This window comes from Streptomyces bullii (genome assembly GCF_042657145.1).
Classification (GTDB): domain Bacteria; phylum Actinomycetota; class Actinomycetes; order Streptomycetales; family Streptomycetaceae; genus Streptomyces; species Streptomyces bullii.
On sequence record NZ_JBHSNY010000005.1, the window covers coordinates 593,711 to 615,883 of the forward strand.

General features: G+C 72.6%; 19 protein-coding genes, 1 pseudogene and 1 riboswitch. Of the genes and pseudogenes, 9 read left to right on the forward strand and 11 right to left on the reverse strand.

The annotated features are described in order from the left end of the window. Positions 1-78: 78 nt before the first annotated feature. Together ACFPZJ_RS17275 and ACFPZJ_RS17280 are read left to right on the forward strand one after the other, a co-directional pair. Positions 79-1,458: an FAD-binding oxidoreductase gene (locus ACFPZJ_RS17275; RefSeq protein WP_381022036.1), complete on the forward strand. Its 1,380-nt coding sequence runs from the start codon at positions 79-81 to the stop codon at positions 1,456-1,458. A 19-nt stretch (positions 1,459-1,477) separates the two neighbouring features. Further along, a complete protein-coding gene (locus ACFPZJ_RS17280) occupies positions 1,478-2,233 on the forward strand; it encodes a decaprenylphospho-beta-D-erythro-pentofuranosid-2-ulose 2-reductase (protein ID WP_381022037.1) in 756 nt (251 codons plus the stop codon). A gap of 84 nt (positions 2,234-2,317) precedes the next feature. Here the strand turns inward: ACFPZJ_RS17280 and ACFPZJ_RS17285 are convergent, their stop codons facing one another. Beyond that, positions 2,318-2,896, reverse strand: coding sequence for a 2'-5' RNA ligase family protein (locus ACFPZJ_RS17285; RefSeq protein ID WP_381022039.1), 579 nt, complete (start codon positions 2,894-2,896; stop codon positions 2,318-2,320). Between the two features lie 166 nt (positions 2,897-3,062). Next, positions 3,063-4,076 carry a tryptophan--tRNA ligase gene (trpS, locus tag ACFPZJ_RS17290; protein WP_381022041.1) on the reverse strand — a complete coding sequence of 338 codons (1,014 nt, stop codon included), beginning with the start codon at positions 4,074-4,076 and terminating at the stop codon, positions 3,063-3,065. A gap of 89 nt (positions 4,077-4,165) precedes the next feature. Between trpS and ACFPZJ_RS17295 the strand changes: the two genes are divergently transcribed. The 3 genes from ACFPZJ_RS17295 to ACFPZJ_RS17305 all read left to right on the forward strand — a co-directional run bounded on the left by ACFPZJ_RS17295 (position 4,166) and on the right by ACFPZJ_RS17305 (position 6,526). Beyond that, positions 4,166-4,774, forward strand: coding sequence for an RNA polymerase sigma factor (locus ACFPZJ_RS17295; RefSeq protein ID WP_381022043.1), 609 nt, complete (start codon positions 4,166-4,168; stop codon positions 4,772-4,774). Further along, a complete protein-coding gene (locus tag ACFPZJ_RS17300; protein WP_381022045.1) occupies positions 4,771-5,694 on the forward strand; it encodes a hypothetical protein in 924 nt (307 codons plus the stop codon). The genes ACFPZJ_RS17295 and ACFPZJ_RS17300 overlap by 4 nt, the downstream gene beginning before the upstream one ends. A gap of 139 nt (positions 5,695-5,833) precedes the next feature. Beyond that, positions 5,834-6,526, forward strand: a complete 693-nt coding sequence (locus ACFPZJ_RS17305; protein ID WP_381022159.1) for a hypothetical protein — start codon at positions 5,834-5,836, stop codon at positions 6,524-6,526. 278 nt (positions 6,527-6,804) lie between these two features. Here the strand turns inward: ACFPZJ_RS17305 and ACFPZJ_RS17310 are convergent, their stop codons facing one another. The 3 genes from ACFPZJ_RS17310 to ACFPZJ_RS17320 all read right to left on the reverse strand — a co-directional run bounded on the left by ACFPZJ_RS17310 (position 6,805) and on the right by ACFPZJ_RS17320 (position 10,171). Next, positions 6,805-8,253: a glycine hydroxymethyltransferase gene (locus ACFPZJ_RS17310; protein WP_381022046.1), complete on the reverse strand. Its 1,449-nt coding sequence runs from the start codon at positions 8,251-8,253 to the stop codon at positions 6,805-6,807. Positions 8,254-8,285: 32 nt separating this feature from the next. Further along, a riboswitch (ZMP/ZTP riboswitch) is annotated at positions 8,286-8,383 on the reverse strand. A 177-nt stretch (positions 8,384-8,560) separates the two neighbouring features. After that, complete coding sequence (locus ACFPZJ_RS17315) at positions 8,561-9,757, reverse strand: glutathionylspermidine synthase family protein (protein WP_381022048.1); 1,197 nt, start codon at positions 9,755-9,757, stop codon at positions 8,561-8,563. A gap of 42 nt (positions 9,758-9,799) precedes the next feature. Next, positions 9,800-10,171: a hypothetical protein gene (locus ACFPZJ_RS17320; RefSeq protein WP_381022049.1), complete on the reverse strand. Its 372-nt coding sequence runs from the start codon at positions 10,169-10,171 to the stop codon at positions 9,800-9,802. A 160-nt stretch (positions 10,172-10,331) separates the two neighbouring features. Here ACFPZJ_RS17320 and ACFPZJ_RS17325 point away from each other — a divergent pair, with 160 nt between their 5' ends. Next, the gene (locus tag ACFPZJ_RS17325; protein ID WP_381022161.1) at positions 10,332-11,231 is read left to right on the forward strand and encodes a DMT family transporter; all 900 of its coding nucleotides are present in this window, start codon (positions 10,332-10,334) and stop codon (positions 11,229-11,231) included. A gap of 343 nt (positions 11,232-11,574) precedes the next feature. On the opposite strand, the gene pdxR is transcribed toward ACFPZJ_RS17325, so the two are convergent. Then, a complete protein-coding gene (gene pdxR, locus ACFPZJ_RS17330; protein ID WP_381022050.1) occupies positions 11,575-12,960 on the reverse strand; it encodes a MocR-like pyridoxine biosynthesis transcription factor PdxR in 1,386 nt (461 codons plus the stop codon). A 47-nt stretch (positions 12,961-13,007) separates the two neighbouring features. Between pdxR and ACFPZJ_RS17335 the strand changes: the two genes are divergently transcribed. Genes ACFPZJ_RS17335 through ACFPZJ_RS17345 form a run of 3 tightly spaced genes read left to right on the forward strand, consistent with a single transcriptional unit; the run spans position 13,008 to position 14,760 of the window. Next, positions 13,008-13,517, forward strand: a complete 510-nt coding sequence (locus tag ACFPZJ_RS17335) for a carboxymuconolactone decarboxylase family protein (protein ID WP_381022052.1) — start codon at positions 13,008-13,010, stop codon at positions 13,515-13,517. Then, positions 13,514-13,990, forward strand: a complete 477-nt coding sequence (locus tag ACFPZJ_RS17340) for a carboxymuconolactone decarboxylase family protein (protein WP_381022053.1) — start codon at positions 13,514-13,516, stop codon at positions 13,988-13,990. Before ACFPZJ_RS17335 ends, ACFPZJ_RS17340 begins: the two co-directional genes overlap by 4 nt. Continuing rightward, complete coding sequence (locus ACFPZJ_RS17345; RefSeq protein ID WP_381022054.1) at positions 13,987-14,760, forward strand: isocitrate lyase/PEP mutase family protein; 774 nt, start codon at positions 13,987-13,989, stop codon at positions 14,758-14,760. The genes ACFPZJ_RS17340 and ACFPZJ_RS17345 overlap by 4 nt, the downstream gene beginning before the upstream one ends. Before the next feature lie 26 nt (positions 14,761-14,786). Here the strand turns inward: ACFPZJ_RS17345 and ACFPZJ_RS17350 are convergent, their stop codons facing one another. The 5 genes and pseudogenes from ACFPZJ_RS17350 to ACFPZJ_RS17370 form a co-directional block, all read right to left on the reverse strand. Beyond that, positions 14,787-15,737: an ABC transporter substrate-binding protein gene (locus ACFPZJ_RS17350; RefSeq protein WP_381022056.1), complete on the reverse strand. Its 951-nt coding sequence runs from the start codon at positions 15,735-15,737 to the stop codon at positions 14,787-14,789. 1 nt (position 15,738) lies between these two features. Further along, positions 15,739-17,687: pseudogene (locus ACFPZJ_RS17355) on the reverse strand (ABC transporter permease). After that, positions 17,687-18,865 carry a quaternary amine ABC transporter ATP-binding protein gene (locus tag ACFPZJ_RS17360; RefSeq protein WP_381022058.1) on the reverse strand — a complete coding sequence of 393 codons (1,179 nt, stop codon included), beginning with the start codon at positions 18,863-18,865 and terminating at the stop codon, positions 17,687-17,689. The pseudogene ACFPZJ_RS17355 and the gene ACFPZJ_RS17360 overlap by 1 nt, the downstream one beginning before the upstream one ends. Continuing rightward, positions 18,862-20,394 carry a GMC family oxidoreductase gene (locus ACFPZJ_RS17365; RefSeq protein WP_381022060.1) on the reverse strand — a complete coding sequence of 511 codons (1,533 nt, stop codon included), beginning with the start codon at positions 20,392-20,394 and terminating at the stop codon, positions 18,862-18,864. Before ACFPZJ_RS17365 ends, ACFPZJ_RS17360 begins: the two co-directional genes overlap by 4 nt. 88 nt (positions 20,395-20,482) lie before the next feature. Next, positions 20,483-22,003: an aldehyde dehydrogenase family protein gene (locus tag ACFPZJ_RS17370; protein ID WP_381022062.1), complete on the reverse strand. Its 1,521-nt coding sequence runs from the start codon at positions 22,001-22,003 to the stop codon at positions 20,483-20,485. Positions 22,004-22,173 lie beyond the last annotated feature (170 nt).

The following is a 22,173-nucleotide window of genomic DNA, read 5'->3' on the forward strand; positions in this document are numbered from 1 at the left end:
CCCATTAATCACCCATTTCGGGGAGGGATGCCATGTTTGCTAACTAATCGCTCACATAAGGGCGATACGGTCACCGACATGTCTGCCGACACCGTTCCCGACACGGGCTGGGACCGCACCACTGTCACCGGCTGGGGCCGCACCGCCCCCACCAGCGCCCTCCTGATCCGCCCACGGACGTACGAGGAGGCCGTGGCCGCCGTCCGGGACTGCGGGGCACGCGGCGGCATCCCCCGGGGCCTGGGGAGGGCGTACGGGGACGCGGCGCAGAACGCCGGAGGGGCCGTGCTCGACATGACGGGCCTGGACCGCGTCCACGCGATCGACGCCGACGGCGGCACCGTACTGTGCGACGCGGGCGTGTCCCTGCACCGGCTGATGGAGGTCCTGCTGCCGCTCGGCTGGTTCGTGCCGGTGACGCCCGGCACCCGCTACGTGACCGTCGGCGGGGCGATCGGCGCCGACATCCACGGCAAGAACCACCACGTCTCCGGCTCCTTCTCCCGGCACGTGCTGTCGCTGGAGCTGCTCACCGCCGACGGCACCATCCGCACCGTACGCCCCGGCACGCCCCTGTTCGAGGCCACCGCGGGCGGCATGGGCCTGACCGGAGTGATCCTCACGGCGACGATCCGGCTGCTGCCGGTCGAGACCTCCCTCATGTCGGTCGACACCGAACGCGCCACGGACCTCGACGACCTGATGGCACGCCTGGCGGCGACCGACCACCGCTACCGCTACTCGGTCGCCTGGATCGACCTGCTGGCCCGCGGTACGGCGATGGGCCGCGCGGTCCTCACCCGCGGCGACCACGCCCCTCTGGACGCCGTGCCCGCGGGCACCCGCGCGGGGCGCGACCCCCTGGCCTTCCGCACCCCCCGGCTCCCGGCCGCCCCGCCCTTCGTCCCTCAGGGACTGCTCAGCCGGACGACGGTGGGCCTGTTCAACGAGTTCTGGTACCGCAGGGCGCCACGCGCGCGTACCGGTGAACTCCGGCAGATCCCCGCCTTCTTCCACCCGCTGGACGGGGTGCCCCACTGGAACCGGATCTACGGGCGCGGCGGCTTCGTGCAGTACCAGTTCGTCGTCGGATACGGCCAGGAGGAGGCGCTGCACCGGATCGTGCGGCGTATCTCCGAGCGCCGCTGCCCCTCGTTCCTGGCGGTCCTCAAGCGGTTCGGGGAGGCCGACCCGGGCTGGCTGTCGTTCCCCGCCCCCGGCTGGACGCTGGCCCTGGACATCCCGGCGAACCTGCCCGGCCTCGGCGCCTTCCTCGACGCACTCGACGAGGAGGTGGCCGCGGCCGGCGGGCGGGTGTACCTCGCCAAGGACGCCCGGCTGCGGCCGGACCTGCTCGCCGCGATGTACCCGCGCCTGGACGACTTCCGCGCGCTGCGCGCGGAGCTCGACCCGCGCGGGGTGCTCACCTCGGACCTGTCCCGCCGCCTCCACCTCTAGGCAACCTCTAGGAGCTGTCGTGAAGGACGCCTTCGGCCTCCCCCAGTCCCTGCTCGTCCTCGGCGGTACGTCCGAGATCGCGCTGGCCACCGCACGCCGTCTGATCGCCCGCCGCACCCGTACGGTCTGGCTGGCGGGCCGCCCGTCCCCCGAGCTGGAGCAGGCCGCCGAGGACCTGCGCCGCCTCGGCGCCGACGTGCACACCGTCGCGTTCGACGCGCTCGACCCGGCCTCCCACGAAAGCGTGCTGGGCAAGGTCTTCGCCGAGGGCGACGTCGACATGGTGCTGCTCGCCTTCGGCGTCCTCGGCGACCAGGCCCGCGACGAGCGGGAGCCGGAGGCCGCGGTCCGGGTCGCGCAGACCAACTACACCGGCGCCGTGTCGTCGGGCCTGGTCTGCGCCCGCGCGCTCCAGGCACAGGGGCACGGATCCCTGATCGTGCTGTCCTCCGTCGCGGGCGAGCGGGCCCGCCGTGCGAACTTCATCTACGGCTCCAGCAAGGCCGGCCTGGACACCTTCGCCCAGGGCCTGGGCGACGCGCTGCACGGCACGGGCGTGCACGTGATGGTCGTGCGCCCCGGTTTCGTCCGTACGAGGATGACCGCGGGCCTGGACGAGTCGCCGCTCGCCACCACGCCGGAGGCGGTCGCCACGGCCATCGAGGTCGGTCTGCGGCGGCGTTCGGAGACGGTGTGGGTGCCCGGCGCGCTGCGCGTGGTGATGTCGGCGCTGCGGCACCTGCCGCGCGGGGTGTTCCGGCGGCTGCCGGTGTGAGCCGGGCCGGTTCGTCCGCGGAGCCGCCCGGCGCGGCGGTGGGAACCGCTCAGCGGGCGGGGCCGCTCAGCAGGTGAAATCCGTTCAGCGGGTGGAGACCGACCCGCGCTCGACGTGCTCGGCCTGCGGGGGCACGACGGCCGTCCCGAAGGGGAACTCCCGCAGCTTGCGCCACACCCCGTCGGTGCCCTGCTCGTACAGGGCGAAGCCGGTGCACGGCCACTGGGCCTCGTAGTCGGCGAGTTCCTCGTACGCCCGGTCCATCGCCGCCTCGTCGATGCCGTGCGCCACGGTGACGTGCGGGTGGTACGGGAACTGCAGTTCGCGTGCGACGGGTCCGGAGGCGTCGCGGACCTGCTTCTGCAGCCAGGTGCAGGCCTCGGAACCCTCGACGACCTGCACGAACACCACCGGCGACAGAGGCCGGAAGGTGCCGGTGCCGGACAGCCGCATCGGGAACGGGCGGCCTGCTGTGGCGACCTCGGCCAGGTGGGCCTCGATGGCCGGGAGGTCGGCTTCGTCGACCTCCGTCGGCGGCAGCAGGGTGACGTGCGTGGGGATGCCGTGAGCCGCGGCGTCGCCGAAGCCCGCGCGCAGCTGCTGGAGCTCGCTGCCGTGAGGCTCCGGGACCGCGATCGACACGCCGATCGTTACGGTCCCCACGTCGTCTCCTGTCGTTCTGTAGGTGAAGCTCGTCCGGTTGATGAGCGCGGGCGGCCGCTGAGACGTCACCCGGCTATCGACTGTACGGCCACGGCCGGGCCGGGGGCAGGCGCAACCGGAGTGATGTGCAGCGCTCTCGGTGGTACGGCTCGCGCGACGGGCGGGTTCAGTGCTTGGCGGGCAGGAAGCCCACCCTGTCGTATGCCTGGGAGAGGGTCTCCGCGGCGACGGCACGCGCCTTCTCCGCGCCCTTGGCCAGGATCGAGTCGAGCGTCTCGGGGTCGTCCAGGTATTGCTGGGTGCGCTCCCGGAACGGCGTCACGAACTCGACCATGACCTCGGCGAGGTCCGTCTTGAGCGCACCGTAGCCCTTGCCGGCGTACTTCTCCTCCAGTTCGCCGATACCGGCCCCGGTGAGGGTGGAGTAGATGGTGAGGAGATTGCTGATGCCGGGCTTGTTCTCGACGTCGTAGCGGATGACCGTGTCGGTGTCGGTGACCGCGCTCTTGACCTTCTTGGCGGTGGTCTTCGGCTCGTCGAGGAGGTTGATGAGGCCCTTCGGCGTGGACGCCGACTTGCTCATCTTGATCGACGGGTCCTGAAGGTCGTAGATCTTCGCCGTCTCCTTGAGGATGTACGGCTTCGGGACGGTGAAGGTCCTGCCGAAGCGGCCGTTGAAGCGCTCGGCGAGGTCGCGGGTGAGTTCGATGTGCTGGCGCTGGTCCTCGCCGACCGGCACCTCGTTCGCCTGGTACAGCAGGATGTCCGCGACCTGGAGGATCGGGTACGTGAACAGGCCGACGGAGGCCCGGTCGGCGCCCTGCTTGGCGGACTTGTCCTTGAACTGGGTCATGCGGGACGCCTCGCCGAAGCCGGTGAGGCAGTTCATGACCCAGGCGAGCTGGGCGTGCTCGGGGACGTGGCTCTGGACGAAGAGCGTGCAGCGCTCGGGGTCGAGTCCGGCGGCCAGCAGCTGGGCGGCGGCGAGGCGCGTGTTGGCGCGCAGGTCCTTCGGGTCCTGCGGAAGCGTGATCGCGTGCAGGTCGACGACCATGTAGAACGCGTCGTGGGTCTCCTGCAGGGCCACCCACTGGCGGACGGCGCCGAGGTAGTTGCCGAGGTGGAACGAGCCCGCGGTGGGCTGGATTCCGGAGAGCACGCGAGGTCGGTCAGAGGCCATGCCCACCATTCTCTCAGGTCTCGGGGGCCGATCCGGAACTGGTCCGAAACAGGTGGGAACCGATCCGTGCCCCGCGGTGTAACAAGACTGTGAGGACGCGGGAGGGGGGCCGCATCGTCGATGAGGCCGCGGTGATCGCACGCGTACGCGCCGGAGAGCCGGCGGCGTACGCGGAGCTGGTGCGGGCCCATACGGGCATCGCGCTCAGGGCGGCGGCCGCGCTCGGGGCGGGTGCGGACGCGGAGGACGTGGTGCAGCAGGCCTTCGTCAAGGCGTACTGCGCGCTGGGCCGGTTCAGGGACGGCATGGCGTTCAAGCCGTGGCTGCTGGCGATCGTCGCCAATGAGACGAGGAACACAGTGCGCACGGCGGCGCGGCAGCGCACGCTCGCGGGGCGTGAGGCGCTGTTCGTGGAGGCGGAGCCGCTGATACCGGAGTCGGCGGACCCGGCGGTCGCGACGCTGCACACCGAGCGTCGCGCCGCGCTGCTGGCCGCCCTCGAGAAGCTCAGCGAGGAGCACCGCCTGGTCGTCACCTACCGCTATCTGCTGGAGATGGACGAGCCGGAGACCGCCCAGGCCCTGGGCTGGCCCCGGGGGACGGTGAAGTCCCGGCTGAACCGCGCGCTGCGCAAGCTGGCCCGCCTGCTGCCGGACTTCCAGCCCGGAGAGCCTCGGGAAGGGGGTGAGGGAACGTGAGTGACGAGCGGGATGCCTACGACGGTGCGGGTGGCGAGGGGCACCGGCGGGCGGCGGCCGCGCGGCTGCGGGCGGAGCTGATGGCACTGGGGCGGTCGCTGGACCCGCCCGGCGAGGTCGGGGCGGAGTCGATGGTCGAGCGGGTGCTGGAGCAACTGCTGGCCGAGCATGTGCCGGTGCCGGCGGTGGAGCCGCCGGGGGCCGGTGAGCGGCTGCGGCAGAAGGTGCGGGCGGGGCGGCGCCGGGCGCGGGCGCGGTGGCGGTCGCTGACGGCGGTGCTGTGCGGGCTGCTGGCGCTGCTCACGCTCACGCCCCCGGTGCGGGCCGCCGTCTCCGACTGGTTCGGCTTCGGCGGGGTCCAGGTGCGGTACGACCCGTCGGCGGTGCCGTCGCCGGGTACCGAGGTGCCGGGCTGCGGCCGGTCGGTGCCCCTGGCCGACGCCGAGCGGCGGGCCGGGTTCGCGCCGCTGATGCCGGAGACCCTGGGCCCTCCGGACGGGGTGACGGTGAGCGGCCTGCCGCGCGGGCGCGTTCTGGTGAGCCTGTGCTGGCGCGAGCGGGGGCACACGGTCCGGCTGGACGAGTTCCGGGCGCGGCTGGACACCAGCTTCATCAAGACCGTGCCCCAGCAGCCGGAGCTGCTGCCACCGATCGGTGAGACCCCGGCCGACGGCATCCCGGATCCGGCTCTGTGGTTTCCCCGGCCGCATCTGCTGACGTTTCCGCTGGTGGGCCCGGACGGCGCCCGCTACACGTGGAGGAAGCGCACGGCCGGGCCGACTCTGCTGTGGACCTCCCCGGGCGGTGAGGGTGTCGTCACGCTCCGTCTGGAGGGCGTGGGGTCGAAGGAGCGCGCGGTGGAGATCGCGGAGTCGCTGCGCGAGCCGGAGGGCGGGCCCTCCGGCGGCTCCCCTGAATAGCCGGCGCGGGGTGGGAACCCCGAGGGGCCGGGCGGTGTACCAGAAGTGACAGGCGGCCCTCGGACGGCCGCACGGATCAGTCGCTTCGGGGGTTCGGATGCAGCGGTGGAGGAACAAGGCACGTGAACTGACGGCATGGGTGGGGGCGTTGGCGGCGAGCACGGCCCTGCTCGTGTGGGGCGCCTCGCCCGCCTCGGCAGGAGGGCCGACGAGCGTGGTCGTGGTCTCGCCGGGAAGCGAGAAGACGGCGTCGCTGTACCACAGCGACAAGGAGTACAGGGAGCTGGAGCGGCTGCTGGGCCCCCTCGGAGGAGCCGGAGGCACGCGCACCAAGCCCCCTGAGGCCGTGCTGGAGGCCTCCCGCCAGATCAACGTCACATGGCTCATCCACGACGTGACGCCCTGGCGGGTGGACCAGGTGTACGTGGTGAACGGCAGCGGCGGCAACGTCTGGATACACACCACGACGAAGCCGACCGGGTCCTTCGACGGTCTCTGGCATCGCGCCCGTCAGCCCGTCGCGCTGCAGGACCTGCTGGACGAGCTGGGCGTGATGGGCAGGGCCTCGCAAGGCGACAGCTCCGGCTCCGCCCCGGTCCCGGCGCAGACGGACGGCGCGGCGACCTCGACGGCGGGCGGGGCGGCCTCGGCCACCCCGGCGACCGGCACCCGGGCGGCAGCGGCGGACGGCGGCACTGACTGGTGGTGGGCGCTGCCGGGCGCGGCGGTCGGAGCGGTGCTGGCGCTGGTGCTGCGGCCGTTCGCCGGGCGGATCCAGGGCGCCCGCCGGGAACGGGTTGCGGAACCGAAGCAGGAACTTCTCGACGCGTGAGCACGTGAGCAATCGGAGGGGGACTGATGGGACGGCGCGGCGGTGGGAACGGCCGGGCCAGAGCCGGGGGTGGACCAGGTGTGGGTCGGGGTGTGAGGCCGGCGGGGCCTGGTGGGCGGCGGTGGGCTGGGCCGCTCGGGGCGGCGGCACGCTGCTGAAACGCCGCGCGGCGGCCCGGCGCTAGGCCGGACCGCCGCGGGAGGAACCACGCCAGGAGCTGAGCGACCTGTGAGCTCGATGCCCTGATGCGGAAGTCCTCCCGGACTTCGCCCGGGGTGTCAGCCGAGGTCGATCTCCGCGTAGAGCGGGAAGCCCTTGAGCAGGTCGGTGGCGCGGTGGGAGATCTCGTCCGCGACCTTCGGGTCCAGGACGTGCTGGGCCTTGGACGGGGCGCCCTTGCTGGTGGTGCCGGGCTCGGTGGTGGTCAGGACACGGTCGATGAGGGCCGCGATCTCGTCCATCTCGGCGGCGCCCAGGCCCCGGGTGGTCAGGGCGGGGGTGCCGATGCGGATGCCGGAGGTGTACCAGGCGCCGTTGGGGTCGGCCGGGATGGCGTTGCGGTTGGTGACGATGCCCGAGTCGAGCAGGGCGGCCTCGGCCTGGCGGCCGGTGAGGCCGTAGGAGGAGGCGACGTCGATCAGGTTGAGGTGGTTGTCGGTGCCGCCGGTGACCAGGGTGGCGCCGCGGCGCATCAGGCCCTCCGCGAGGGCGCGGGAGTTGTCGACGATGCGCTGGGCGTAGTCGCGGAAGGACTCCTGGCGGGCCTCGGCCAGGGCGACGGCCTTGGCGGCCATGACGTGCGGCAGCGGGCCGCCGAGGACCATCGGGCAGCCCCGGTCGACCTGGTCCTTGAGGGAGTCGTCGCACAGCACCATGCCGCCGCGGGGGCCACGGAGCGACTTGTGGGTGGTGGTGGTGACGATCTGGGCGTGCGGCACCGGGTCGAAGTCGCCGGTGAGGACCTTGCCGGCGACGAGGCCCGCGAAGTGCGCCATGTCGACCATGAGCGTGGCGCCGACCTCGTCGGCGATCTCGCGCATGATGCGGAAGTTCACGAGACGGGGGTAGGCGGAGTAGCCGGCGACGATGATCAGCGGCTTGAACTCGCGGGCGGTGGCGCGCAGGGCCTCGTAGTCGAGGAGGCCGGTGGCCGGGTCGGTCCCGTAGGAGCGCTGATCGAACATCTTGCCGGAGATGTTCGGGCGGAAGCCGTGGGTGAGGTGGCCGCCGGCGTCGAGGGACATGCCGAGCATGCGCTGGTTGCCGAAGGCCTGGCGCAGTTCGGCCCAGTCCTGCTCGGTGAGGTCGTTGACCTGGCGGACACCGGTCTTCTCCAGGAAGGGGGCCTCGACACGGTCGGCGAGGACGGCCCAGAAGGCGACGAGGTTGGCGTCGATGCCGGAGTGCGGCTGGACGTAGGCGTGGCGGGCGCCGAAGAGTTCGCGGGCGTGCTCGGCGGCGAGGGACTCGACGGTGTCGACGTTGCGGCAGCCGGCGTAGAAGCGGCGGCCGACGGTGCCTTCGGCGTACTTGTCGCTGAACCAGTTGCCCATCGCCAGGAGGGTGGCCGGGGAGGCGTAGTTCTCGGAGGCGATCAGCTTGAGCATCTCGCGCTGGTCGGCGACCTCCTGGCCGATGGCGTCGGCGACTCGGGGCTCGACGGCGCGGATCACGTCGAGGGCGGCGCGGTAGGCGATGGAAGCGGTGGAGAGGGGCTCGGCTGACATGAAGGACCTCCGGACGTTGCGTTCAGCGTTCACGGTACGGCCCAGGCGCACGGCACTCGTGCTGGACAGGGTCCAGGGGCCGCTCCCCGATGGTCGGTCCCATCCCAGCGCGCCAGTCACGGCCCGTGGATCAGCCTACCGGGAGGGTCTGATCGCCGAGGCGCCGCGTCCACCATGTGGCCGGGTCCGCCGGGGGCCGCCGCACGAGACGAGACGAGACGCGCCGTATCGCGCCTGGTCCGCGCCGGGCCCCGTGCGGATGCGGCGGGACCGGGGTGCTCTGGGGCTGTCGGGGTGAGGGCGGGTCTCAGAGGATCACGTGGGGCAGGAAGCGGGCGTACTCGTCCGTGACCAGGCCGGAGGACTCTCGGATGCCGAGGCCGGCCGACTCGTTCTCCACCACCCAGGCGCCGAGCACGACGCGGTTGCCGTCGAAGGCGGGCAGGGGGGCGAGTCGCTGGTAGCAGCACGGCTCGTCGCGGACGGCTGGGGCCGCCGCCGTGGCGTCGCCCGGCTCGTGGACCGTCACGCCGGCGCCCTCGCGGCCCAGCAGGGGCTTGGCGACGTAGCCGTGAGTCGTGGCCAGGTCGCGGGGACCGTCGAGGTAGGCGGGGAGGAGGTTGGGGTGGTCCGGGTAGAGCTCCCAGAGGACGGCCAGCAGGGCCTTGTTGCTCAGCAGCATCTTCCAGGCCGGCTCGATCCACAGGGTCGAGCCGGTGCCGCCGCCGTTGTCGAGGGTGTCGAGGACGTGGCCGGCGAAGCGGTCGGTGGTGAGCCACTCCCAGGGGTAGAGCTTGAAGACGCTGCGGATGAAGCGGAGTCTGGTGTCCACGAACCGGCCGGAGAGGCGGTCCCATCCGATCTCCTCCATGGAGATCCAGTCGGTGGCCAGACCCGCCTGCTCGGCGGTCTCCTTCAGGTAGGCGACCGTCATCATGTCCTCGCCGTACTCGTCGGCCGAGGAGTACGCGAAGTACAGGGGGCTGCCGGGCGGGAGGAGGGCGGACTGCTTCTTCCAGGCGTCGACGAGGCGTTCGTGGAGGGAGTTCCACTGGTCGGCGCCGGGGAAGCGCTCCTCCATCCAGAACCACTGGGGAGAGGCGGCCTCGACGAGAGACGTCGGTGTGTCGGCGTTGTACTCCAGCAGCTTGGCCGGACCGGTGCCGTCGTAGCGGAGGTCGAAGCGGCCGTAGACGGAGGGGAGTTCGGCACGCCGGTGCCAGGCCTCGGCGACCGCCCGCGCCACCCGCGGGTCGGTGATGCCGAGGTCGGCGAAGCGGTCCTCGGTGACGATGTGGTCGGCGGCGGCCAGGCACATGCGGTGCAGTTCCTCGACGACCTCCTCCAGCGCCTCGACCTCCTCCAGCGTGAAGGCGTAGTAGGCGCTCTCGTCCCAGTAGGGGCGCAGAGAGTTGTCGGGGTAGCGGGTGAGGGGATAGATGAGGCCCTGCTCCTCGACGGTCTGCTGCCAGCCGGGGCGGGGGTCGATGGTGCGGCGTTCCATGGCGTGGTCCGAGTGCGTCCTGGTCTGTGCTCGGCCGGCCGCTCAGCCGCCGCCGCTGCCGGAGCCCTCGCAGCCGAAGCCGCCCCGGTCGACGGCCTCGCTGCGGCTGAAGGTGCCGTAGTCGGCGTAGCCGCCGTCGATGTCGGCGTCGTAGTACCAGGCCGCGTCCACGCCGTTGCCCGTGCCGGTCTTCTTGCGGCCCTTGCCGTAGGAGGAGCCCGTCGAGGTGCCGGAGGAGCCGGTCTTGCAGTTCTTGTCGGCGACGATCTTGTAGCCGTTGAGGTAGTCGTAGCTGTCCCGGTCCACGCAGCGGCGGTCAGGCTCGGATCCGCAGGACGTCAGGGCCGCCGCCAGGACGCCCATGCCGCCCAGCACCACCGTGCTCGAGCGCAGCCGTCGCCGTGTCTGTGCCATGTCCGTGTCTCCCCGTTGTGTGGTGCCCGACCGTTCGTGATCCGTGCGTCCGGCCCGTGGCGGCGGACCGCAAGCGGCCAGCCTAGAGATCGGTGAGAGTGCGCGTGCGTCGACCCCCTGCCCGGGCTCCCTCGCCTACTGTCGATTTGTGATCTTTGGAATGGTGTGCGCCCTTGGTGCGGCGGTCTGTTACGGCACCGCGACGGTGCTGCAGGCGATCGCCGCGCGGACGGCGGCGGCGACGGGGCCGGGCGGGGACGTGGCCCTGCTGTGGCGGGCGTTGAGGCAGTGGCGGTATGTCGCCGGGCTGATGCTGGACGGGCTCGGATTCCTGTTGCAGGTTCTCGCGCTGCGGTCGGTTCCGATCTATGCCGTGGGCGCGGCGCTGGCGGCCAGTCTCGCGGTGACGGCGGTGGTCGCGGCGCGGCTGCTGCGGGTGCGGCTGAGCCGGGTGGAGTGGGCGGCGGTGGCGGTGGTGTGCGCGGGGCTGGCGCTGCTGGGGCTGGCATCGGGCGCGGAGGGCGACCGGGCCGGATCGGCCGCGCTGAGGTGGGCCATGCTCGGCACCGCGGCCGGTGTGCTGCTGCTCGACGGGGTGGGCGGCCGGCTGCCGGAGCGGGTCCGGGCGCTCGTCCTGGGGCTGGCTTCCGGTTTCGGGTTCGGGGTGGTCGAGGTGGCGGTCCGGCTGATCGACGGCGTGACGCCCGGTGCGCTGCTCGTCAATCCGGCGGCGTACGCGCTGTTGCTCGGCGGCGGGGCGGCGTTCCTGCTGCTGACCTCGGCGCTGCAGCGCGGCTCGGTGACCGCGGCCACGGCCGGGATGGTGCTCGGGGAGACGGTCGGGCCGGCGCTGGTCGGCGTGGTGTGGCTCGGCGACCGTACACGTCCCGGTCTGGGGTGGATGGCGGTGCTCGGGTTCGCCGTCGCGGTGGCGGGCTCCCTGGCGCTGGCCCGGTTCGGAGAGGCGCCGGTGCCGCAGGTCCACGACGGGGGCGGGCCGCCCGGCCCGGGGAGCGCCCCGGAGCCCTCCCGGAGGCCCCGGTTCCGTCAGGCTCCCTGACCGGGCGGCGCCGTGGGGAGCGCCTTCGCCCCCTACGGCACCCGCCGCGCGCTCGGCCCGGCGCACTGTCGGACAGGCCCTCGGCCAGGCACGACAGCCACCGCGGGCGGACGCCGGCCCGAATCCGGAGGGAGCAGGGCCCACACCCCAAGCTCCCGCCACTGCGGCAGGGCGAACCCGCAGCCGACTCCCGCCACCGCCCAACGCCGAACCCGCAGCCGCACTCCCACCACCACCCAACGCCGAACCCGCAGCCGCACTCCCACCACCGCCCAACGCCGAACCCGCGGCCGTGTCCCGGCACGGCGACCGCACCGGCCGTCTTCCGGCGCGTGCCACCGGCCTACGGAAGCGCCTTGCACAGCGCCTCCAGGGTCCCCGCCCAGGCATGGTCCGGTGGCGTGCCGTAGCCGACGACCAGCGCGTCGGCGGGCTCCACCTCGGCGGACGGGTGGCGGAAGCGGGACAGGCCGTGCACGGCGAGGCCCTGCCAGGCCGCCGCCTGGACGACGGACTGTTCGGTGCCCGGCGGGAGATGGAGGACGGCGTGCAGGCCGGCCGCGATGCCGCCGACCCGTACCTCCGGCGCCCGCGTGGCCAGGGCCTTCACGAGGGCGTCACGGCGGCGCCGGTAGCGCAGCCGGGCGGCCCGGACATGGCGGTCGTACGCGCCGGAGGTGATGAACTCGGCGAGCGTCAGCTGGTCGAGGACGCCCGGGGACCGGCCCCCGCCGACCCGCGTGACCTCGGCGACGAGGGACGGAGGCAGGACCATCCAGCCCAGGCGCAGCCCCGGGGCGAGCGACTTGCTGGCCGTGCCCAGGTAGGCCACGTGGTCCGGGTCGAGGTCCTGCAGCGCGCCCACGGGCTGGCGGTCGTAGCGGAACTCCCCGTCGTAGTCGTCCTCCAGGATCAGCCCGCCCGTGCGGCGCGCCCAGTCGACGGCGGCGGCGCGGCGCTCGGGGCGCAGGGCGCCGCCCGTCGGGAACTGGTGCGCCGGATTGAGCAGTACGGCCGGTACGCCGCCCAAGTCCTGGGTGCGGGGGCCGAGTTGGTCGAACGGCAGCGGCACGGTACGCAGACCGGTGCTCTTCAGGAGGTTCCAGTGCACGTCCAGTCCGTACGGCTCGACGGCCAGGGTGCGGTGGCCCCGGGCGTGCAGCACCTCGCCGAGCAGTTTCAGGCCGTGCGCGAACCCGGAGCAGACGACGAGGCGTTCGGGGTCGGCGCGTACGCCCCGCACCCGGGCGAGATAGCCCGCGAGCGCGGTGCGCAGTTCGACACGGCCGCGCGGGTCGCCGTAGCCGAGGGCGTCGTTCGGGGCGGCGGCCAGGGCGCGGCGGGCGGCCTTGAGCCACTCGGTGCGCGGGAAGGACGCGAGGTCGGGGGTGCCGGGGACGAGGTTGTAGGGGAGGCGGCCGGGCGGGCGGCGCGAACCGGCGGGCCGGCGGGACGGCCGGGGCGCCGCGCGGTCGGCGACCCGGGTGCCCGAGCCCTGCCGGGCGGTGAGCCAGCCCTCGGCGACCAGGTCGGCGTAGGCGTCGGCGACGGTGTTGCGGGCGATGCCGAGGTCGGCGGCGAGCGTGCGGGAGGAGGGCAGCCGGGTGCCGGGCGCGAGACGGCCGGAGCGGACGGCCTCGCGCAGCGCGTCGGTCAGGCCCCGCCGCAGCCCCGGGCCGCTCGGCTCCAGATGCAGGTCGATGCCCAAAGTGGCCCAGGGTTCCGCCATGGGAATGGACCATACTCCTGGGCTGCTTCGTTCCTAGGGTCGAGGGCATGACGACGAACGCACCGCAGACCACGACCATGGAGTACGCCCCCGAACTCACCCCCCGCCTGGAGTGGGCCAAGCTCGCCCCGGACGTCTACAAGGCGATGATCCGGCTGGACACGGCCGCGCGGCAGGGCCTCGACCCGACGCTGTACGAGCTGGTGAAGATCCGCGCCTCGCAGATCAACCACTGCGCCCTCTGCATCGACATGCACACCAAGGACGCGCTCGCGGCCGGCGAGAGCGTCGAGCGGATCATCCAGCTCAGCGCGTGGGAGGAGTCGCGGCACTTCTACACCGAGAAGGAGCTCGCGGCGCTGGAGCTGACGGAGGCCGTGACGGTCCTGACGGACGGGTTCGTGCCGGACGCGGTGTACGAGAAGGCCGCCCAGCACTTCGAGGAGGCCGAGCTGGCCCAGCTGATCTCCGCGATCGCGGTGATCAACGCGTGGAACCGGTTCGGTGTGACGTGCCGTATGACGCCGGGGCACTACCAGCCGGGGCAGCACACGTGACGGTGCGCACGGCACTCCTCGACCGGGAGGTCGGGCAGGCCATGTCCGCGCTCAGTGCCGCGGCGAAGAGGGGGCTCGGCGATCCCGCGCTCGCCGAGCTCGTGGTCGTCCGCGCCTCGCAGCTCAACCACTGTGCGTTCTGCCTGGACATGCACCTCGCCCTCGCCCGGGAGCACGGGGTGGGTGAGCGGCAGCTCGACCTGCTCGCCGCCTGGGAGGAGGCCGGGGGCGTCTTCGACGAGCGGGAGCGGGCCGCGCTCGCGCTGACCGAGGCGATCACGGTCCTGACCGGAGGCACCTTTGGGGCTTCCGGCTCCCAGGGAGGCTTCGTGCCCGACGAGGTCTACGCACGGGCGGCCAAGCACTTCGACGACGTGCGGCTCGCCCACCTCGTCGCGCTGGTCGTCGCCATCAACAACTGGAACCGGGTGATGGTCGCCCGCCGGATTTCGCCTGGGGAGTACTCGCCATGAGCAAGGTGGAGACGTTCCGGAAACTGCATCGGGGCCGCCTGCCCGGCGACCCCCTGATCCTGCCCGGCCCCTGGGACGCGGCCAGTGCCCGGGTGTTCGAGGAAGCCGGGTTCCCGGCGCTGGCGACCCCCAGCGCGGGGGTCGCCGCCTCCCTCGGCCACGAGGACGGGCGAACCCCGGCCGACGAGATGTTCGCCGCGGTCGCCCGGATCGTACGGGCCGTGGAGGTGCCGGTGTCGGCGGATGTCGAGGGCGGCTACGGGCTGGCGCCGAAGGAGCTGGTGGAGCGGCTGCTGGAGGCGGGGGTCGTCGGATGCAACCTGGAGGACTCCGCCGACGGGGTGCTCAAGGATCCGCGTCGGCATGCCGACTGGCTCGCCGAGGTACGGGCGGAGGCCGCCGACGCGCTCTTCGTCAACGCGCGCGTCGACACGTTCGTACGAGGCGTCGCGGATCCCGAACGGGCCATCGAACGGGCCGCGCTGTACGTGGCGGCCGGCGCCGACTGCGTGTACCCGATCGGCGCCCCGCCCGAGGTGCTGCCGCTGCTGCGGGCCGGGATCCAGGGCCCGGTCAACGTGTTTGCCCGGCTGGACGGCGAAGGCCCCTCGCCCGCCGAACTCGGCGCGCGAGGGGCCACCCGGATCACCTTCGGGCCGGGACTCCAGCGCCGGGCGACCGCGGCGCTGCGGGAGATCGCGGCGGACCTCCGGGCACAGGGGTCACACACGCACGGATCACAGACCCACGGATCGCAGACGCACGGATGACAGGCGCTGGAGTCAGGCGCTGGGGATCATCGGGACAGCCACGCCTTCCAGGTCGACTCGTGGCCGTCCACCCACTTCTTCGCCGCCTGCTCCGGCGTCATCTTCTGGTCGGCGATCATCAGGGAGACCTCGTTCTGGTCCTCGGTCGTCCACTTGAACTTCTTCAGGAACGCCGCCGCCTTGCCGCCCTGCCGCGCGAAGTCCGCGTTGAGGTACTTCTGCAGCGGGGTGTGCGGATAGGCGCACGCGACCTTCTCCGGGTCGGCGTCGCAGCCCTCCTTGTAGGGCGGCAGCTTCACCTCCGTCATCGGGACCTTCTTGAAGAGCCACTGCGGCGAGTACCAGTAGGTCAGGAAGGGCTTCTTCTCCTTCGCGAACTGCCGGATCTGGGTGATCTGCGCGGCCTCCGACCCGGCGAAGACGACCTGGTAGTCCAGCTTGAGGTTCTTCACCAGCGCCTTGTCGTTGGTGACGTAGGACGGGGAGCCGTCCATCAGCTGGCCCTTGTCGCCGCTCTCGGGGGTGCGGAACAGGTGTGCGTACTTGTTGAGGTTCTTCCAGTCGGTGATGTCGGGGTGCTGCTTGGCGAGGTACGTCGGGACGAACCAGCCGATGTGCCCGGTGACGCCGAGGTCGCCGCCGCGCGTGATCGTCTTCTTGTCCTCGACGTACCGCTTCTCCTGGTCGGGGTGGCCCCAGTCCTCCAGGATCGCGTCGACCCGGCCCTGGCTGAGCGCGTCCCAGGCGGGCACCTCGTCGACCTGGACGGTGTCGACGCGGTAGCCCAGCTCGTGCTCCAGCAGGTACTCGGCGACGGCCACGTTGGCCTGGGCGCCCACCCAGGACTGCACGGACAGGGTCACGGTCGTGGCGCTCTGGGCGTTGGCGAACGGCGACGCCTGCTTGGTCATGTCGGCGGCGCCGCAGCCGGTCAGCAGCAGCAGGGAGCCCACTACGGCAGTCGTACGAAGTCGCATGTCAGGCTCCCTTGCTGGTGCGGCGCTGGGTGGGCTGCGTCACCCGGTCGAGCATCAGGCCCAGGCAGACGATCGCCGCGCCGGCCACCAGACCGGTCGCCAGGTCGCCCTGGGCGAGGCCGAAGACGACGTCGTAGCCGAGCGCGCCACCGCCGACCAGGCCGCCGATGATGACGACGGCGAGGACGAGGACCACGCCCTGGTTGACCGCGAGCAGCAGGGCCGGGCGGGCGAGCGGCAGCTGGACCTGCCGCAGCTGCTGCCAGCTGGTCGCGCCCAGCGAGCGGGACGACTCCAGGGCGGCCGGATCGACCTGGCGCAGGCCCTGCGTGGTGATGCGGACGACGGCCGGCAGCGCGTACACGATGGCGGCGGCGACGGCCGGGGCGCGGCCGACGCCGAACAGGGCGACGACCGGGATCAGGTACACGAACTGCGGCATGGTCTGGAAGACGTCCAGGACGGGCCGCAGCAACCGCTCGAAGCGGTCGCTGCGGGCCGCCGCGATGCCGGTCACGAAGCCGACGACGAGGGTGACGGCGACGGCCGCCAGCACCTGCGACAGCGTGTCCAGGGACGGCTTCCACACGCCGAGGACACCGATCGCGGCCATGGCGAGCACGGCGGTCAGCGCGGTGCGCCAGGTACCGATCAGCCAGGCCAGGGCGGCGACGATCAGCAGTACGGACCACCACGGCAGCCACTGCAGGCCGCCGCGCACCGGGTCCAGGACCCAGGTGGTGAAGCGGCCCGCCCATTCGGCCGTACCGCCGACGACGGGGACGCCCGAGTACAGGTGCGCGGTCATCCAGTCGACGGCGCGGTTGACCGGCTCGGCGATGTTGACGACCCAGGCGTCGGGCCAGTCGAGCCGGCCGGTGAGGCGCCCGGCGACCGCGACGGCCACGGCGGCGGCCAGGGCGACCAGCCATCCCAGGACGCGCCGGGGCTCCGGCTCCGCGCCGAGGCGGGCCCCCGCCGCGCCTGTCACCCGGTCCAGGACGACGGCCAGCAGCACGATCGGGACACCGGCGGCGAGCGCCGCGCCCACGTCGACGGAGGCCAGCGCCTGGTAGACGCGGTCACCGAGGCCGCCCGCGCCGATGACCGACGCGATGACCGCCATGGACAGCGCCATCATGATCGTCTGGTTGACGCCGAGGAGGAGTTCCTTGCGGGCCAGCGGGACACGCGCGGTCAGCAGCCTCTGCCGGGCGGTGGCGCCGAGCGACTCGACGGCCTCCAGCACTCCTTGTCGGCGCCGCGCAGGCCGAGCGCCGTGAGCCGGGCCATGGGCGGGGCGGCGTAGACGACGGTGGCCAGCACGGCCGCGGGGACGCCGATGCCGAAGACCAGCACGACCGGCAGGAGGTAGGCGAAGGCCGGGAGCACCTGCATGGTGTCCAGGACCGGGCGCAGCACGCGGTCCATCCGGTCCGACAGCCCGGCGGCGAGCCCGAGCAGCGCGCCCACGACGACCGACGCGACGACCGCGACCACCATCAGGGCGAGCGTTTGCATGGTCGGCACCCACATGCCGAGCGCACCGCAGGCGAGGAACGCGGCCGCCGTGCCGAGCGCGAGCCGCACGCCCGCGAACCGCCAGGCGACGACGGCGCCCAGGGCGGTGACGCCCGCCCAGCCGGCGGCCAGCAGGGCGAGGTAGACGGCCCGTACGGAGATCACGACGGCGTTGCTGATGTGGCCGAAGAAGTACAGGAACAGCGGGTGGCTGTCCCGGTTGTCGATGATCCAGTCGCTGGTCTTCGACAGCGGCTCGGAGACGTCGACGGTCAGGGCGCTCGGCCAGGTGCCGCTCGCCCAGCGGGCGTCGGCCAGGGGCACGAGGATCGCCGCGAAGACTGCGAGCAGGAGGAGCTTGCGGACGGCCCGGTGCCTCAGGACGCCCGGTGGGCTGAGGCGCAGGGTGGACGTGGTGACGGTTGCCATCAGACCAGCTCCTCGCTGGTGCCCTGGTCGGGTCGGGACGCCGCGCCGCGCCGGGCGGGCGCCGTCCTCCGCGGGAGGGGCGCGGCCTCGGCGGCGGCACCGTCGGCAGCCGGGTCGAGCCCCGTCCCGGCCACGACCTCCAGCAGGGCGTCCGAGTCGACCACGCCCAGGCAGCGGCCGTGGTCCACCACCCGGGCCGGGGCGCCCGCCCGGGCGACCGCCTCGATGGCCTCGGACACCGTCGCGTCGGGCGGGACCGCCGGGCCGTTGCCCGCCTCGTCGGGCGTCGCGCCGCGCATGGCCGTACGGACGGTCATGACCTGCTCGCGCGGGACGTCGCGGACGAACTCGCGGACGTAGTCGTCGGCGGGCGAGCCCACGATCTCCTCGGGTGTGCCGAGCTGGACCACGCGGCCGTCGCGCATCAGGGCGATGCGGTCGCCGAGCTTCAGGGCCTCGTTGAGGTCGTGGGTGATGAAGACCATCGTGCGGCCCTCCTCGCGGTGCAGCCGGACGACCTCCTCCTGCATGTCGCGCCGGATGAGCGGGTCGAGCGCGCTGAACGGCTCGTCGAAGAGGAGCACCTCGGGGTCGACGGCGAGCGCGCGGGCCAGGCCGACGCGCTGCCGCTGGCCGCCGGAGAGCTGGCCGGGCCGGCGGTGTTCCATGCCTTCCAGCCCGACCTTGGCGACGACCTCGGCGGCCTTCTCGCGGCGCTCGGCCCGGCTCATGCCCTGGATCTCCAGGCCGTAGGCGACGTTGTCGAGGACCGTGCGGTGCGGCAGCAGGCCGAAGTGCTGGAAGACCATGGCGGCGCGGTGCCGGCGCAGTTCGCGCAGGCGCCCCTTGTCCATGGCGCGGACGTCCTCGCCGTCGATGGAGATGGTGCCCGCCGTCGGCTCGATCAGCCGGGTCAGACAGCGCACCAGCGTGGACTTGCCGGAGCCGGACAGGCCCATGACGACGAAGACCTCGCCCTTGCGCACGTCGAAGCTGACGTCCCGCACGGCGGCCGTGCAGCCGGTACGGGCCCGCAGCTCGGCGGGGTCGAGGGCGGTCAGTTCGGAATCGCCGGGGACGCGGGCGGCCTTGGGGCCGAAGACCTTCCACAGGCCCTCGACGGAGAAGACGGGGGTGTCGGCGGCGGTGTTCACGGGGGTCGTGGCGGTGGTGGTCATCGCGCACCACCCCCGATCAGGTCGGCGGCCTTCTCCCCGACCATGAGCACTCCGATCATCGGGTTCACCGCGGTCATGGTCGGGAACACGGAGGCGTCGGCGACGCGGATGCCCTCCAGGCCGCGGATCCGCAACTCGGGGTCGACGACCGCGAGTTCGTCCGACGGCGCGCCCATCTTGCAGGTGCCCGCCGGGTGGTACACGGTGTGCGCGACCTTGCGGGCGTACTCGCCGAGCTCCTCGTCGCCCGTGACGTCGGGGCCGGGGCACACCTCGCGCTTGAGCCAGCCGGCCAGCGGCTCGGTCCTCGCGATCTCGCGGGCGATCCTGATGCCGTCGACGAGGGTGCGGCCGTCGTAGTCGTCCTCGTCGCTGAAGTAGCGGAAGTCCAGCGCGGGCTTGACCTGCGGGTCGGCGCTGGTGAGGTACAGCCGGCCGCGGCTCTTGGGCTTGGGGATGTTCGGGGTCATCGACACGCCGAACTCCGGCCGCTCGTAGCCCAGTCGCTCCGGGTTGTCCGTGAACGGGATCTGGTAGAAGTGGAACATCAGGTCCGGGCCCGCGTGTTCGGGGTCACGGCGTACGAACAGGCCCGCGTCGGAGTCCATCGCGGAGTTCTCGGGGATCGGGCCGTGGGTCTCCCAGACGATCACCGACTCGGGGTGGTCGAGCAGGTTGTCGCCGACGCCCGGCAGGTCGTGCGCGACGGGGATGCCGAGCTTCTCCAGGTCGGCCCTGGGTCCGATGCCGGAGTGCAGCAGCAGGCGCGGCGAGTCGATGGCGCCGGCGCACAGCAGGACCTCGTTGCGGGCGCGCACGAGGATCTCCTCGCCGTCCTTGGTGCGGACGTGGACGCCCTCGGCGCGGGTGCCGTTCAGCTCCAGCTTGTACGCCCACGTCTCCAGCAGGATCGTCAGGTTGGGCCGCTCGTCCATCACCGGGTGCAGGTACGCCACCGACGCCGACGAGCGCTTGTTGTTCTCGGGGTGGTAGGCAAGGTCGAAGAAGCCGACGCCCTCGGTGAACGGCTTCTTGTTGAAGCCCTCCACACGCGGCACGCCGAGCGCGGCCTGGGCGGCGTCGACGAAGTCGCGGGCGATGGCGTTCCGGTCCTTCTCGTCGACCGGGACGATGTTGTTGAGCAGGCGCGCGTAGTACGCCTCCATCTGAACCGCGCCCCAGCCCTTGGCGCCGGCCTCTTCCCACTCGTCCCAGTCGGACGGCAGCGGCTTGAACGCGATGAGGGTGTTGTGCGAGGAGCAGCCGCCGAGGACGCGGGCGCGGCTGTGCCGGATGTGGGAGTTGCCGCGGGGCTGCTCGACGGTCGGGTAGTCGTAGTCCAGCTCGCCGCCGAGCAGGCCCATCCAGCGGCGCAGCGTCAGCACGTCGTCGCGGTCGACGTCGCTGGGGCCGCCCTCGATGACGGCGACGGTGACGTCCGGGTTCTCGGTCAGACGGGAGGCGATGACGGAACCGGCGGTTCCGCCGCCTATCACGACGTAGTCGTACTCGTGGGTGTGGTCAGGCATGGATGTGGTACTCCCTGGGGGGATCAGGAGCCGGAAGTCTCGGTGAGGGGACGGACGGGAGAGTCGGGCGGAGATGTCGAGGGACGGCTCAGCCCGCGAACCAGCGCACCGGCCGGGGGGCGAGGTTCTGGTAGACGTGCTTGGTCTCGCGGTACTCGGCGAGTCCGGCCGGGCCCAGTTCGCGGCCCACTCCGCTCTTGCCGAAGCCGCCCCACTCCGCCTGCGGGAGGTAGGGGTGGAAGTCGTTGATCCACACGGTGCCGTGCCGCAGTCGGCCCGCGACCCTGCGGGCCCGCCCGGCGTCGGCGGTCCAGACGGCGCCCGCGAGGCCGTACTCCGTGTCGTTGGCGAGGGCGACGGCCTCGTCCTCGGTGCGGAAGGTCTCGACGGTGAGGACGGGTCCGAAGACCTCCTCCCGCACGACCCGCATCTCGCGGTGGCAGTGGTCGAGGACGGTCGGCTCGTAGAAGTAGCCGTTCTCCGGCCGCTGCGGGGACGGCTCGGGCCGCTTGCCGCCGGTGCGCAGGACGGCGCCCTCCTCCAGCGCGGAGGCGACGTACGCCTCGACCTTGGCGCGCTGCTGCTCGGAGACGAGCGGGCCGCACTCGACGCCGTCCTCGGTGCCGCGGCCCAGGCGGATCTTCCGGGCCCTGCGGGCGAGTTCGGCGACGAAGCGGTCGCGGACCGACTCCTCGACGATGAGGCGGGCGCCGGCCGAGCAGACCTGGCCGCTGTGGATGAACGCGGCGTTGAGGGCCTGGTCGACGGCGGTGTCGAAGGCCTCGTCGGTGGCACAGGCGTCGGCGAAGACGACGTTGGGGTTCTTGCCGCCGAGTTCCAGGGCGACCTTCTTCACGCTCGGCGCCGCGGCCTGCGCCACCTTCGTGCCGCTGGCCAGACCGCCGGTGAAGGAGACCAGGTCGACGTCGGGGTGCTCGGCGAGCCGGGCGCCGACCGTGTGGCCGGGGCCGGTGACGATGTTGGCGACCCCGGAGGGCAGCCCCGCCTCGGCCAGCAGCTCGATGAGCGCGACGGTCGACAGGGGGGTGATCTCGCTCGGCTTGATCACGAAGGTGTTGCCGGCGGCGAGGGCGGGGGCGATCTTCCAACTGGCCTGGAGCAGGGGGTAGTTCCAGGGCGTGATCATCGCGCAGACGCCGACGGGCTCGTGCACCACGACACTGTGGATGTCGGGCGAGCCCGCGTCCACGACCCGGCCCGGGGCCTCGCCCGCGACCAGGTCGGCGAAGTACCGGAAGGCGTCGGCGACGCAGTCGACGTCGACGCGGCCCTCCTCGACGGTCTTGCCCGCGTCCCGGCTCTCCAGCAGGCCGAGTTCCTCCCGGTCCCGCACGAGCAGGTCGGCGACGCGGCGCAGCAGCGCGGTGCGCTCGGCGACGGGCGTGTGCCGCCACGGGCCCTCGTCGAAGGCGTGCCGCGCGGCGGCGACCGCCAGATCGGTGTCCTTCTCGTCACCCTCCGCGACCACGGCGAACGGCAGGGCGTCCGCGGGGTCGAGGATCTCGCGCGTGGCGCCGGAGACGGCCGCCCGCCACTTTCCTCCCGCGTGAATGGTTTCGCGCGCCTGAAGTCCGGTACTTTCCGCCATGATCGGTAACTGCCTTCCGTTCCTGTTCAGTGCCCCTGTGTCACACCTGTGTCACTCACGGGACCGGGTTCGCCTGCCCGGGCGCCCTGGATGCATGCGCGATCCATGGCCGAAAGTGCGCTGCGTCACTGAAGATGTGGACAAATTAGACAGAACACCCACTGAAGGGA

Coding starts and splice junctions, on each gene's coding strand:
- ACFPZJ_RS17275 (WP_381022036.1), top strand. CDS start 79: ATGTCTGCCGACACCGTTCCCGACACGGGCTGGGACCGCACCACTGTC.
- trpS (WP_381022041.1), bottom strand. CDS start 4,076: ATGGCCTCTGACCGACCTCGCGTGCTCTCCGGAATCCAGCCCACCGCG.
- ACFPZJ_RS17310 (WP_381022046.1), bottom strand. CDS start 8,253: ATGTCAGCCGAGCCCCTCTCCACCGCTTCCATCGCCTACCGCGCCGCC.
- ACFPZJ_RS17315 (WP_381022048.1), bottom strand. CDS start 9,757: ATGGAACGCCGCACCATCGACCCCCGCCCCGGCTGGCAGCAGACCGTC.
- ACFPZJ_RS17320 (WP_381022049.1), bottom strand. CDS start 10,171: ATGGCACAGACACGGCGACGGCTGCGCTCGAGCACGGTGGTGCTGGGC.
- ACFPZJ_RS17325 (WP_381022161.1), top strand. CDS start 10,332: ATGGTGTGCGCCCTTGGTGCGGCGGTCTGTTACGGCACCGCGACGGTG.
- pdxR (WP_381022050.1), bottom strand. CDS start 12,960: ATGGCGGAACCCTGGGCCACTTTGGGCATCGACCTGCATCTGGAGCCG.
- ACFPZJ_RS17335 (WP_381022052.1), top strand. CDS start 13,008: ATGACGACGAACGCACCGCAGACCACGACCATGGAGTACGCCCCCGAA.
- ACFPZJ_RS17345 (WP_381022054.1), top strand. CDS start 13,987: ATGAGCAAGGTGGAGACGTTCCGGAAACTGCATCGGGGCCGCCTGCCC.
- ACFPZJ_RS17350 (WP_381022056.1), bottom strand. CDS start 15,737: ATGCGACTTCGTACGACTGCCGTAGTGGGCTCCCTGCTGCTGCTGACC.
- ACFPZJ_RS17360 (WP_381022058.1), bottom strand. CDS start 18,865: ATGACCACCACCGCCACGACCCCCGTGAACACCGCCGCCGACACCCCC.
- ACFPZJ_RS17365 (WP_381022060.1), bottom strand. CDS start 20,394: ATGCCTGACCACACCCACGAGTACGACTACGTCGTGATAGGCGGCGGA.
- ACFPZJ_RS17370 (WP_381022062.1), bottom strand. CDS start 22,003: ATGGCGGAAAGTACCGGACTTCAGGCGCGCGAAACCATTCACGCGGGA.